Below are 12,776 nucleotides of genomic sequence, written 5' to 3'. Positions count from 1 at the left end.
GGTTGATACAGTAAACGCGATGGTGGGCCTTGTCAATGCGGTGATTCGAGATTATTGCAACCGTGACATTGTTTGATAATTCGGCGTGATTGGACTGCTAAGCTTCTTCGGTTGTCACACGAAATGTCGCCGGATGCGTTTTGCACTCACTTGTTTTGCTGTCTGCCTGACGGCCATGGCCAGGGCCGAACCACCGGTTACGGCCGCGCCCCGGCAAGTCGTCGTCAACGGCGCCCAGGGCGACATCGAGGCAATTCGTGATTTTGTTGCCGGCAAGGTCATCATCGGCAAGGCGCGCATCGCCGGGAGCGGCCTGCAGAATGTCGGCGATCTGCTCAACCGCGAGCCATCGGTCAGCGTCGGCAAGGATGGACGCATCGGTTTGCTCGGCCTGCCCGGCTACACGCAGGTGCTGGTGGACGGCATGCCACCCCAGGGCGACACGTTCACGCTCGACCTGGTGCATGTCGAGCGCATCGAGATCATCAAATCGAGTACTGCCGCGACCGGCCCGATCGGCATCGCCGGCACGATCAATATCATCCGCCGCAAGGCGCAGAAGACACCTCTGGCGCAGGTCAATGCTGGCCTGTCGGCGACGGCCGGGCTTCCTGGCGCCGATGTGGCCTGGTCGACGGGTGGTCCGATCGACGGCAAGCCGCTCGTGTACAGCGTGCGCCTGTCGGCCGTACACAAGCCGGTGTCCAGCCGGATGGACTACATTGCAACCCGCGAGAACGCCTTTGCCGCGCCGGTTCTGGCCTACACCGGACAGGCGCGCAACCGCAATGCTGCGAACATCGTCAGCGCCTCCGGGGAGTTCATCTGGAACGTCGACAGCACGCACGCGCTGACATTCAGTCCGGCGGCCAGTTATTTCGGTGGGCCGCGACGCAGCCGCCAACAACGCTTCTGGCGCGACGGCAGCACCCTGCTCACGCGCCAGGATGGCGACAGTGCGATGACGTCGCTCGAGATTCCCTTGCGCTGGGACTGGCGCATCGATCCCGAGAGCAGCCTGAGCGTGAAGCTGAACGTGAACCGCGCCCACATTGACAGCGATGCGCTGCGCATCGATACCAGCACTGCGGCGCTCATGGACGAACTGGTATCGCGCCCGACGTCCGTCAGCACGAATACCTTCCTGCACGTGGACTACGCAACCGAGTTCGAAAACGGCCATGCGATCACGGCTGGCGCCAAGTTCGCGCACAACCGGGCCAACAATTCCTACAGCGACTTCTTCAATGGCGTGCCCGACTACAGCCTGGCGGTCCTCGGCCGGAGCGACACGGCCCGCCTGACGAGTGGTCAGGTCTTCTTCCAGGATGAATGGCGCATCAATCGCAGATGGGCCCTGAACATCGGCAGCTCGGTCGAGCGGCGCGCCTATCGGCTGCGCGAAGGCACGGCCAGCAGCAGCCCCGGCTTCACGATGTGGGCACCGTCACTGCACGTGTCGCGCAAGCTCGGCGCCGACCGCAAGCGCCAGCTCCGACTTTCGGTCGCGCGCAGCTTTCGCGCGCCGTTTTTCGATGAAATGCTGTGGCGCCCCGTGATCAACACGTTTGCACCGTGTCGCGGCCAGATGCTGTGCGGTGCCAATACGCTCGATACCGCCGACACTGCCGGCAATCCCGGCCTGCAGCCCGAGCGGGCGCTGGGTGTGAACCTGTCGTACAGCCATGGCATCGGCAAGGACAGCGAGATCACACTCGAGGCCTACTCTCGCAACATCAGCAACAAGACCGGCTACGAAATCGTCCAGGCCGGTGTGCCGTGGGCGAATACACCGCGCTACATCGGCCGCCAGGCCAATCTGGGCAGCGCCCGGATCCGGGGCCTGGACCTGGAAGCACGCATTTCGGGCAAGGATATCGGCAGCCATCTGGCGCGCCTGGACCTGCATGGCAGCGTGGGCCTGGCCGACTCCGCGCTGAGTGACCTGCCCGGCCCCGACAACCATCTGTCCGGCCAATCGCCATGGCGCGCCAAGGTGGGCGGCAGCTATACGCTTCAGGCGGTGCCGGTCAAGCTGGGCATCGACGCCAGTTATCTGCCGGGCGACTGGGTACGCGACAGCGTGAGCCAGCGCGTGTATGAATCGGGCAAGCGGGTGCTGGGCATGAACGCGAGCTGGACGGTCAGCAAACAGACCAGGCTGGTGCTCAATCTCGACAATCTTGTGCCACGCACACGGTCACGCATCGACGCGTATCTGGGCGCGGCCGAGATCGTGCGGCGCACGACCGATACGTCCAACCATGCGCGCGTGGCGATTCGGCTGGAAACCAGACTATGACTTATCGGGAGAAACCATGAACAAGATCATCACCGCACTGGCACTGGCATGCATCGCTTCGCACGCCGCTGCTGCCCCGAGGACGTACGGCAGTTGCATGCGCGCCTGCGCCGAAGTGGGCCCATCCACGGCGAAGAACGAACAGTTCGCGCACAGGATGGCGACGCTGAACGACGAAAAAAGCAAGGAGACCGATCCGCAAAAGCTGGCACAGCTCAAGGAACGCGAAGTGTCACTCATCGAAAAGCATGAGGACGATACGGAAAAGCTGTGCCGCCATATCTGCGAAGGCTTGCCGCAGCAATAAAAAAACCGGAGCACATGGCCCCGGTTCTGTGGTCAAACCATCCCGCCGATTACAGGTGCACTGAAATCTGCGGCATCAGATCGTCAAATGTGCGGCCGTTGCCGTTCTCGCCGATCGCGTGCATCTTCCACTCGCCGCCATGGCGGTACAGCTTGGCCATGATCTGCGCCGAGTGCGAACCCGTCACCGACAGGTTGAAGCGCGCGACTTCCTGCTGGTTGGCTGCATTGATCAGGCGGCAGTAGGCGTTTTCGACCGTGGCGAAAGTCTGCCCGGTAAAGCTGTTGACCGTGAAGACCAGCGCCTTGACCGATGCCGGCACCGCGTTCAGGTCGACGGTGATCTGCTCGTCGTCGCCATCACCGGCGCCGGTGCGGTTGTCGCCCGTGTGGACGATGCTGCCGTCTTTGCTCTTGAGCTGGCGGAACCAGATCACGTCCACCGGCTTGTTCGACTCGTCGAACATGACCACCGATGCATCCAGGTCGACGGCGTCCGACTTGCCGCCACCGAAGCCGAAGAAACCCTTCGACTTGATCGCATCCCAACCCAGACCCATGGTCACGCGGGACAGGCCGCCACCGGCTTCCTTGTCCAGAGAGATCTTCTGGCCTTTTTGCAGATTGACTGACATTGTGTTCCTCCGTTATTTCGCTGGCTGCTGCATCCAGGCTTTGAATGCAGTGCGGTTGCGCGAACATACATACACCTTGCCACGACCCGAGAAGCGCAGGACCATGCCCTCGCCGCTCGTCTGGCTGTTGATCAGGTTACCCAGGAAGCCGCCGCTGGTGCCGGTCGTGATCGAAATTTCGTAGCGCAGCGTGCTGTCCCAGCACACCACGTGCGAGTTGTCGATGATCGCGTCCTTGCCCGGTTCGACATCCAGCACGGACATCGACCCGAAGCCCGACACCACCACCTGGCCCTGGCCACCCGTCTCGGTGACAAAGAAACCGCCGCTGTTGGCGAACATGGCATTGCCCAGGCTTTGCGTGCGCACTTTGAGATCAACGCCCGACGTGGCCGCGACAAACGCACCATCGCTGATGATGTAGTGGTTCGGGCCGACATCGACCGTCTGCATCGCACCCGGCAAGGTTGGCGACAGCAGGCAGTCGCCATCGCCGCGCGTGGCTTCGATGTGCTGCTGGAAGAACGACTCGCCGTTGGCAAAGGTGCGCATCAGCGCACTACCGAGCCCGCCCTTCATCTTGCCTTTGAGGTCGAGGGTCGATTCCATCATCACCATCGCGTCGGATTCGCAATAGATGGTCTCGCCCTGCTTCATCGACACATGAAGGAAAGGATCGACGTCCCCGGTCACGGTAAATACTGGCATTTGGCTTCCTTAGAATGAGGTTCCACGCAGGGCACTCCCGCAGAAGCGCCCTGGCTTGAATGATTAAACGTTGACGCCGTAGTTGCGGGCGAGTGGGCCCAGGCCGCCGGCAAAGCCCTGGCCGATCGCGCGGAATTTCCAGTCCGCGCCGTTGCGGTAGACCTCACCGAAGATCATTGCTGCTTCGGTCGAACCGTCTTCCGACAGGTCGTAGCGCGCGACTTCGGCGTTGGTGGCGTTGTTGACGCAGCGGATGAACGCCTTGCCGACCATGCCGAAGTTCTGGCGACGGGTTTCGGCATCGTGAATGGTCACGCCCAGGACGACCTTGTCGACGTCGGCCGGGACCTTGGTCAGGTCGATCGTGACGAATTCATCGTCGCCGTCACCGGCGCCGGTCGTGTTGTCGCCCGAGTGGACGATCGAACCGTCGCTCGACTTCAGGTTGTTATAGAAGATGAAATCGCCATCCGAACGGACTTTGCCGGACGAATTGAGCAGGAACACAGCGCCGTCGAGGTCAAAGGCTGCGCCATCGGTGGCGCGAATGTCCCAGCCGAGTGCGACTTTCAGTGAAGTCAGGCCTGGTGCTTCTTTCGACAGGTTGACGTTGCCGCCTTTTTGCAGACTGATTGCCATGATGAGAATCTCCTAAATTGTGAACACCGGGTTGCAAGCGCCGCGAGCTGGTGTTCTGCCACTCGCAGCGAATTCTGTACTGCAGGGCCGGCATGCATGCCGCCGGCCCGGTTACCGCTTACGCGCCGCCGAGTGCGGCGTGCTTCTTCTTGTACTGAATCGAGCTCCACAGCGACGCCAGGATGAAGGCCACGCCCACACCGCCGGTGATCAGCTCTGGCACGTGCCACTTCATGCTGGCCAGCATGATCACGGCCAGGATACCGATTGCGTAGTGCGCGCCGTGCTCCAGGTAGACGTATTCATCGAGCGTACCCTTGCGCACAAGAAACACGGTCATCGAACGCACGAACATCGCGCCGATTGCCAGGCCCAGCATGATGATCACGACGTCGCTGGTGATCGCGAACGCGCCGATCACGCCGTCGAACGAGAACGACGCATCCAGCACTTCGAGGTACAGGAAACCACCGATACCGCCTTTTTTGACCGCGTCACCAACAGCGCCCTCGCCGGATTCGCTCTTTTCCAGCAGGCTGCTGAGCATATCGACAGCAACATAGACCAGGATGCCCCACATACCGGCGATCGCAACGACCATCTTCTGTGCTTCATCAACATACGTCAGGCTGAACAGCAGCGCGGCGATGGCGATCATGACGGCGATCGACGACACCTTGCCGAGCGAACCCAGTTTTGCTTCAAAGTTGCCCAGCCAGTGGGTTTCTTTTTCATCGTCCAGCATGAAGTTCAGGAACACCAGCAGCAGGAACATGCCGCCGAATGCCGCCACTTCGGCGTGGTGGTTGGTCAGGTGCATCGAGAAGGCTTTTGGATTGGTCAGCGCCAGGTTCCAGACTTCCGCCGCGCCCAGGTCGGCAGCCACGGCCACGATGACCAGCGGGAACACCAGACGCATGCCGAACACGGCGATGATGATACCGACGCCCAGGAACAGCTTGATCCAGAATTCGTCCCAGGTCTTGAGGACCGAGGCGTTGACCACCGCGTTATCAAACGACAGCGACACTTCCATGACGGCCAGAATGGCCGCCACGCCCAGCGCGGTAATCATGCCCGACGTGCCACCATGATCGAATCCCCACCATGCCGCAAGGGCAAGACAGACCGCGGTCACGATGAATGACCAGGTAAAGTACTTCATTAATATTTCCCCTCTTATAGATTTATGAAAAACGGTGCTGACGAACAATTGTAAAGGTTGCCAAGCGATTGAAAAAGCGAAGATAATTGGAAGATTACTTCCGAAAAACAGAAGCCATGAGCCACGCACTCCCCAACTTTCGCCACCTCTATTACTTCTGGGTAGTTGCCAAGGAAGGCAGCATTACGCGCGCTGCCGAGCGCCTTGGCCTGGCCATCCAGACAGTGAGTACGCAGCTTACCTTACTTGAACAGGCGTTCGGCAAGGCACTGTTCACGCAGCAGGGCCGGCGCCTCAATCTGACCGAAGCCGGTCGTTTGGCGCTGTCGTACGCGGACCAGATCTTCCTGCTGGGCGAGCAGATGCAGGAAGCGCTCGACGCCTCCGACAGCACGCGCATCCGCCTGGCGGTGGGCATTTCCGATTCGCTGCCCAAGTTCACGGCCTACCGCCTGCTCGAGGTGACGACCCAGCTGGCCACGCCGGTGCGCCTGGTGTGCCACGAAGATCAGTACGAGGCGCTGCTGGGCGACCTGGCGCTGCACAAGCTCGATGTCGTGCTGACCGACCGCGCCGTGCCCACCGGCACCACGCTGCGCGTGTTCAGCCACCTGCTGTCCGAAAGCGAGATGTTCGTCGTCGGCGCCCCGGCCCTGGCGCACGAGTACCGCGACGACTTTCCGGCGTCGCTGCACGGCGCACCGTTTTTGCTGCCCACGCGCAACAACGCCCTGCGCGGCAAGATCGACGACTGGTTCGAGCGTCATGCAATCCGGCCCGACGTGGTCGGCGAGTTCGAGGACAACGCGTTATTGAATACCTTTGGCCGGCGCGGCCTGGGGCTGTTCTTCACGCCGGCGGCGCCCGCTATCGACATCGACTACCAGCTTGGCGCCGAGCTGGTTGGCCGGGTACCGGAGGTGAGCGAACACTTCTATGCGATCTCGAACGAACGCAAGATCAAGCATCCGGCGGTCGAGGCAATCCTGTCGGCCGTGCACAAAGGCGCGTTATCAGACGGATAAGGGCCGTTTTGGGTTGTACAATGCCCTCTTGCTTTGCCTTTTGTTAATACATCTCCAGCATGGAAAATATCCTCTTCCTCGTTCTCGCCCTGTTTCTGGTCGCGCTGAACGGCCTGTTTGTCGCCGCCGAATTCAGTATCGTCACGCTGCGCAAGACCCGCGTGAACGCCATCGCCAAAACCACCGGCCTGCGCGGACGCATCCTGGAGAAAGTCCATGGCAAGCTCGACGCCTACCTGTCGGCCTGCCAGCTGGGCATCACGCTGGCATCGCTGGGCCTGGGCTGGGTCGGTGAGCCGGCCTTTGCCAGCCTGCTCGAACCGGTCTTTGCGTTTGTCGGGGTGACGTCCGAAGAGCTGATCCACAGCATTTCGTTCATCGTCGCGTTCTCGGTGATTTCGTTCCTGCACATCGTGGTGGGCGAACTGGCCCCCAAGACGCTGGCGATCCGGCTGCCGGAATCGGTGGCGCTGTGGTGCGCCATTCCGTTGTACGCGTTCTACTGGGCCATGTATCCGGCGATCGCCCTGCTCAATGCCAGCGCCAATACGCTGCTGCGCGTGGCGGGCCTGGCCGGCAAGGGCGGGCACGACCACCACTACTCGCTCGACGAACTCAAACTGATCCTGCGCACCAGCAACCCGGCTGAAAAGATCACGCAGGACGACCGCAATATCCTGGCCCAGTCGCTCGACTTCAGCCAGCTGGCCGTGTCCGAGCTGATGCGCCCGATCAACGAAGTCAGCGCCCTGTACGCCAGCCGCTCGCTCGAGCAGAACCTGGAAACCGTGCGCCGCAACCGTTTTTCGCGCTATCCGTATTTCGACAAGGACGGCGAAGAAGTCATCGGCATCGTCCACCTGAAAGACCTGTATTTCGCCTTGCAGTCGGGCCGGCCCATCGGCGACCTGACCCAGTTCCTGCGGCCGGTCGAATCGATTTCGGCGCGCACGCCAGCGCAGGACATCTTCCGGCGCTTCCGCGGCGGCGCGCCCCACTTCGCGCTGATCGGCGAAAAAGGCAAGCGCCCAGTTGGCTTCGTCACGCTCGACAATCTGCTGGGCGCGATGGTCGGCGAGATCCGCGACGAATTCCGGATGAACGAAAACGATTGGCTCAAGCAGGCTGACGGTACCTGGATCGGCAAGGCCAGCCTGCCGATCTTCTCGCTCGAACGCCTGCTGGGCATCGACATCGACAACGAGCAGATGGGCCTGGACGACGTGGAATCGGTCGGCGGCCTCTTGATGGCCAAGCTGGGCGATATCCCCAAGCAGGGCCAGCGCATCGGCTTCCCGCAGTTCGATGTCGTGGTCAAGAAAATGAATGGCCCGCGCATCCTGCTGGTCAAGGTGATTCCGCAATTGACACGTGCTGGCGAGAACGACGACCACGACTAACTGCCTTTTACATCGGCATTGCTGACATTACACAAGAATGATGCTATTTTTTGTGTATATCTGCGTGAACCGACGAGAGGCATTCAATGTCCGCCCAGCTTCGCCATAACGTTCACCTTGCCGGCCGGGGCGCCGCCACGATGGTGTTTGCCCATGGTTTCGGTTGCGACCAGACGATGTGGCGTCATCTTGCACCCGCCTACCAGCACCGGTATCGCGTCCTCACCTACGATCTCGTCGGCTCCGGCGGCTCGGACCTTTCGGCCTATGACCGCGCCCGCCATGCGACGCTGCAGGGTCATGCCGACGACCTGCTCGCCATCATGGATGCCCATGCCAGCGGCCCGGTGGTATTTGTCGGCCATTCGGTCGGCGCGACGATCGGCCTGCTGGCCACGATCGCTGCGCCCGAGCGCTTCGCTGCCCAGATCATGGTCAGTCCGTCGCCCTGCTACATCAACGACGGCGACTATACCGGGGGCTTCACGCGCGACGACATCGACGAACTGCTCGAGACGATGGAGACGAACTTCATCGCCTGGTCGCACAGCCTTGCACCCACCATCATGGGCGCGCCCAACCAGCCCCACCTGGCTTCCGGGCTGACGGCCAGTTTTTGCCGCAACGATCCCGAGATCGCGCATCACTTTGCCAGCGTCACGTTCCGCTCGGACCACCGCCTTGATGTGCCCAAATCCACGACGCCGGCGCTGATCCTGCAATGCAGCGACGACCTGATCGCGCCGCGCACGGCTGGCCAATGGCTGCACCAGAACCTGCCCGGCAGCACGTTCGCGATGGTACCGAATGTCGGCCACTGTCCGCACATGAGTGCGCCGACCGCCGTCTCGGCCGCGATCGACACATTCCTCACACAGCAGCTTCGCTGACCGTCCATGAACGCCGCCCTCACCGCGACCGACCTGTTCTTCGACCAGGCTGCTTGCGGCCTGATGGCAACCGATGCACACGGCATGATTCTCACGGCCAACGCCAGCCTGCATGCATGGCTCGGCATGCCGCGGGGAGCCCTGATCGGCACGCGCCTGCACGACCTGCTGCCGCCCAGCGCCCGCCTGTTCCACTACACGTGCTGCGTGCCGCGCCTGCAGAGCGAGGGTGCGGCGCATGACATCCAGATCGACCTCCTGACACCCGGCGGCGCGCGGCTGCCAGTGCTGCTCCAGCTCGTGCGCCAGCGCGACGGCGATCGCGAGATCGACCACTGGGCCCTGTTTCGCGATGGTGGCAGGCATGCCTACGAAAACGCGCTGCTGTGCAGATCGGACGCGGCCGATGCAGCCCGCGAGGTACAGCGCCAGCGCGACCTGCAACTGCAGGCGGTGAACACGCAGTTGTCGGCGGCCGACCTGCGCAAGGATGAATTTCTCGCCACGCTGTCGCACGAGCTGCGCAATCCGCTCGCCCCGATGCGCAGCGCGCTCGACGTTCTCAAGATCCGGCACGGCAACGACGAGGATGCGCGCGTGATCGGCGCCTTCGACCGCCAGCTGCGCCACCTGACACGGCTGGTGGACGACCTGATGGAAGTCTCGCGCATCACGCAGAACCGCATGCAACTGCGGCGCGCGCCGGTCGACATGGCGGCACTGGTGCGCGGCGCGGTGCATGACATGGCGCCAGTGATGACGGCGGCGCGCCACACGCTGCGCCTGGCGCTGCCTGAGGCGCCGCTGACGGTGGATGGCGACGCCACGCGCCTGGCGCAGGTCGTGATCAACCTGCTGGGCAACGCGGCCAAGTACACGCCCGATGGCGGGCTGATCGATGTTGAACTGGCCGGCCAGGCCGGCCACGCCGAACTGCGCGTGCGCGACAATGGCATCGGCATCCCGGCGGGCGCCCTGGGCACGATCTTTCAGTTGTTTACGCAGCTGGAACCGGGGCGCGAGCGCGCCTGCGGCGGCCTGGGCATCGGCCTGGCCCTGGCGCGCGGCATCGTCGAGCTGCATGGTGGTGACATCCTGGGCGAGAGCGACGGACCGGGCCGCGGTAGCCAGTTCACGTTGCGCCTGCCGCTGATCGCGGGTTACGCGGCGGCCGAGCCAGCATTGGCGGCGCCTGGCCAGCCGGCGGCATTGCGCGTGCTGGTGGTGGATGACAATGTCGATGCGGCCGAGACGATGGCGACCATGCTCGAGCTGTTCGGCTGCACGACGCTACTGGCGCATACGGCCGCCGGTGCACTGGCGCTGGCACCGGACTTCTTGCCCGAAGTGGCGCTACTGGATATCGGCCTGCCCGACTTCAATGGTTACGAGCTGGCGCGGCGCCTGCGCGGGCTGGATGCCTGTGCCAGTACCAAACTGATTGCGGCGACGGGCTGGGGCCAGGAGCGCGACCGGCAACTGGCGCGCGATGCGGGGTTCGACCATCACCTGACCAAGCCGATCGATATCGAGCGGCTGCGCTTGCTGCTACAGTAAGCACCTGTTCCTCACCGGCATCGACAACATGACCCGCGCCCTGTCCCTGAACCTTCTCGCAGCAGGCTTGCTGTCACTGGCTACGCTCGTTGTGGCGCCAGCGCCCGCCCATGCGTGCGAGCGCGTCTACCCGCAGGCCAATGGCGACGACCGCACGCGCCACGTGCGCCTGTCGGCCGGCTGGCCCGATGCGCAGATCCTGCAGAACCTCAAGCTCAACCTCGACCGGGCCGATGTGAAGCGCACCGAGAGCTCGGGCGTGGTCAGCATACAGTACACGTACTTTCACAAGACGGTCGTAATCACGCGCTCGGCCAGCAAGGGGGTCGAGGTGCAGCTGCTGGAAAAGGATCGGGAGAAACTCGTCTGGCAGCTGGGAATGTGTTGATGGTACGAAGCGGAGCGAGGCCAGGGGCCTCGCCCCCCTGCCCCCGTCAGGCAGCCACGATCTTGCGGTTCGCCACGCCCGGCAACATGCGCAGCGTCTTGCCGACCACTGCCTTGTAGGTCTTCGACGTGACCGTATCGACGTAGCGGTACTCGGCCCGTGTTTCGGTCGGCGTGACCGTCAGCACGACGAAGCCGCGCAAGGCCGTCTCGGCGTATTGCAGCGGCCCGATCAGCTGCTCCATGCCGCCTGCCACGGTGGCCGGCGCGACAGTCGGGAAATAGCTTTCGAAACCGGGCGAGGTCACGGCCGGCACGCCGAATTCAACGCCCACTGCCCGCCCCTGCTGGTCGGCCAGGTCGCTGGCCCAGGCATTGTGCGTGTCGCCTGCCAGCACCACCATGTTCTTGTTCAGCGTCTGCGCCATGTTGAGCACCGTCTCGCGCGCGGCATGGTAACCATCCCAGGCATCGAGGTTGTACGGCACCGGCGTGGCCGCCAGTTGCTGCTGTTCGGCGGCGCTCAGCGCCACACCGGCCTTGACCTTGGCGGCAATCGCGAAGTACGCCCCATAGCCCGTCGTGCCCAGCACCATTGGCGCTGGCAGCAGCATGCGCGCCATCAGCACCTGCTGGCCCAGGATCTGCCAGGTGGCCGTCGACTTGCTCATCTGGTTGCGCAGCCAGGCGGTCTGCTCCGTGCCCATCAGCTGGCGCGCCGGGTTCGTCACATCGGCAGTAAAGGCGGCGCTGTTGAAGCTGCGGTCGGCGCCGACATAGCTGGCGTACGCCAGTTGCTTGTCGCGGCCGATCACACGGGTGTCGAGCATGTGCAGCGACAGCAGGTTGCCGAAATCGAACGAGCGGTAGATCTTGTCCGGGCGCGCTGCGTCCGGCACGCGGATCGGCATCCACTCGTGATAAGCCTGGATCGCCATCTGGCGCCGCGCCGACCACAGGCCTTCCGTGGCCGGGTCGTGGTTCTCGGCGCCGCCGCTCCAGGTATCGTTGGTCAGTTCATGGTCATCCCAGACGGCGATGAAGGGCATGCGCGCATGCACCGCCTGCAGGTCCGGGTCGGTGCGGTATTGCTGGAAGCGAACCCGGTAATCCGTCAGCGTGATGATCTCGGTGGCCGGCTTCGACACGCGCCCCAGGGTGCCTGCGTTCTGTGACGCATAGCCGCCGGCGGCGTATTCGTAGATGTAGTCGCCCAGGTGCAGGCCGACATCGATGTCGTCGAACCTGGCGGCATCGGCATACACGTTGAAGTAGCCGGCCGGGTAGTTCGAGCAGCTGAACACGGCAAAGCGCACGCGCGCCACGCTGCCCGTCGGGAGGGTCTTGGTACGCCCCACCGGCGAGAGCTGGCCATAGCAACCGAAGCGGTAGAAATAGCTGCGGTTGGCCGTCAGGCCGGTCGCATCCACTTTCACCGTGAAGTCGCTGGCGCTGCCGGTGCGCAGGCTGCCCGAGGCCACCGTACGCGAAAAATCGCTCGTCTCCGAGATCTCCCAGCCGACATCAATGTCGGCTGTGCCGGTGGCCGTGATGCGCGTCCACAGGATGACGCGGTCGGCCAGCGGATCACCGCTGGCCACGCCGTGCGCGAAGCTGACGGTGCGGTCATCGCCGTCGCCGCCGCAGGCCGCGAGCGGGAGCGTGGACACGGCGACGGTGCCGAGGGAGAAGGTACGAATGAAATTGCGACGCGAATGCGATTGGTTCATGGAATGAGGATTGGCAAAAGTGAAAGACGGCA

The 12,776-nt window shown here is 63.2% G+C and carries 12 protein-coding genes; 7 read left to right on the top strand and 5 right to left on the bottom strand.

Features of this window, described 5'->3' with window-relative positions; all coding sequences use genetic code 11:
* Window positions 1–133: 133 nt before the first annotated feature.
* Both AC1MGT_RS15875 and AC1MGT_RS15870 read left to right on the top strand, forming a co-directional pair.
* The gene (locus AC1MGT_RS15875) at window positions 134–2,302 is read left to right on the top strand and encodes a TonB-dependent receptor plug domain-containing protein (RefSeq protein WP_499500974.1); all 2,169 of its coding nucleotides are present in this window, start codon (window positions 134–136) and stop codon (window positions 2,300–2,302) included.
* A 16-nt stretch (window positions 2,303–2,318) separates the two neighbouring features.
* On the top strand, window positions 2,319–2,609 hold the full coding sequence (locus AC1MGT_RS15870) for a hypothetical protein (protein WP_499500973.1): 291 nt from the start codon (window positions 2,319–2,321) through the stop codon (window positions 2,607–2,609).
* Between the two features lie 49 nt (window positions 2,610–2,658).
* Here AC1MGT_RS15870 and AC1MGT_RS15865 read toward each other — a convergent pair whose 3' ends face one another.
* The 4 genes from AC1MGT_RS15865 to AC1MGT_RS15850 form a co-directional block, all read right to left on the bottom strand.
* Window positions 2,659–3,243 carry a TerD family protein gene (locus AC1MGT_RS15865; RefSeq protein ID WP_183557066.1) on the bottom strand — a complete coding sequence of 195 codons (585 nt, stop codon included), beginning with the start codon at window positions 3,241–3,243 and terminating at the stop codon, window positions 2,659–2,661.
* Between the two features lie 12 nt (window positions 3,244–3,255).
* Window positions 3,256–3,951, bottom strand: coding sequence for a TIGR00266 family protein (locus AC1MGT_RS15860; RefSeq protein ID WP_258836548.1), 696 nt, complete (start codon window positions 3,949–3,951; stop codon window positions 3,256–3,258).
* Between the two features lie 63 nt (window positions 3,952–4,014).
* Window positions 4,015–4,590, bottom strand: coding sequence for a TerD family protein (locus AC1MGT_RS15855; RefSeq protein WP_183557061.1), 576 nt, complete (start codon window positions 4,588–4,590; stop codon window positions 4,015–4,017).
* A 118-nt stretch (window positions 4,591–4,708) separates the two neighbouring features.
* Window positions 4,709–5,755, bottom strand: coding sequence for a DUF475 domain-containing protein (locus AC1MGT_RS15850; RefSeq protein WP_258836550.1), 1,047 nt, complete (start codon window positions 5,753–5,755; stop codon window positions 4,709–4,711).
* Between the two features lie 116 nt (window positions 5,756–5,871).
* Between AC1MGT_RS15850 and AC1MGT_RS15845 the strand changes: the two genes are divergently transcribed.
* The 5 genes from AC1MGT_RS15845 to AC1MGT_RS15825 all read left to right on the top strand — a co-directional run bounded on the left by AC1MGT_RS15845 (window position 5,872) and on the right by AC1MGT_RS15825 (window position 11,015).
* Window positions 5,872–6,780, top strand: coding sequence for a LysR family transcriptional regulator (locus AC1MGT_RS15845; RefSeq protein ID WP_499500970.1), 909 nt, complete (start codon window positions 5,872–5,874; stop codon window positions 6,778–6,780).
* Window positions 6,781–6,839: 59 nt separating this feature from the next.
* Entirely contained in the window at window positions 6,840–8,180 is a 1,341-nt protein-coding gene (locus AC1MGT_RS15840; protein ID WP_183557055.1) for a hemolysin family protein, read from the top strand.
* A gap of 86 nt (window positions 8,181–8,266) precedes the next feature.
* Window positions 8,267–9,070 (top strand): alpha/beta fold hydrolase, encoded by an 804-nt coding sequence (locus AC1MGT_RS15835; protein ID WP_499500968.1) that lies wholly within the window; start codon window positions 8,267–8,269, stop codon window positions 9,068–9,070.
* Window positions 9,071–9,076: 6 nt separating this feature from the next.
* Window positions 9,077–10,627, top strand: a complete 1,551-nt coding sequence (locus AC1MGT_RS15830) for a hybrid sensor histidine kinase/response regulator (protein ID WP_499500966.1) — start codon at window positions 9,077–9,079, stop codon at window positions 10,625–10,627.
* Window positions 10,628–10,655: 28 nt separating this feature from the next.
* On the top strand, window positions 10,656–11,015 hold the full coding sequence (locus AC1MGT_RS15825; protein WP_499500964.1) for a hypothetical protein: 360 nt from the start codon (window positions 10,656–10,658) through the stop codon (window positions 11,013–11,015).
* A gap of 46 nt (window positions 11,016–11,061) precedes the next feature.
* On the opposite strand, the gene AC1MGT_RS15820 is transcribed toward AC1MGT_RS15825, so the two are convergent.
* Entirely contained in the window at window positions 11,062–12,744 is a 1,683-nt protein-coding gene (locus AC1MGT_RS15820; RefSeq protein ID WP_499500962.1) for an alkaline phosphatase D family protein, read from the bottom strand.
* Between the last annotated feature and the right edge of the window lie 32 nt (window positions 12,745–12,776).

Source organism: Telluria sp. BA11, from assembly GCF_056680305.1.
The sequence above is the reverse complement of the archived record's forward strand: the minus strand, read 5'-3'. Positions and strand labels throughout refer to the sequence as shown.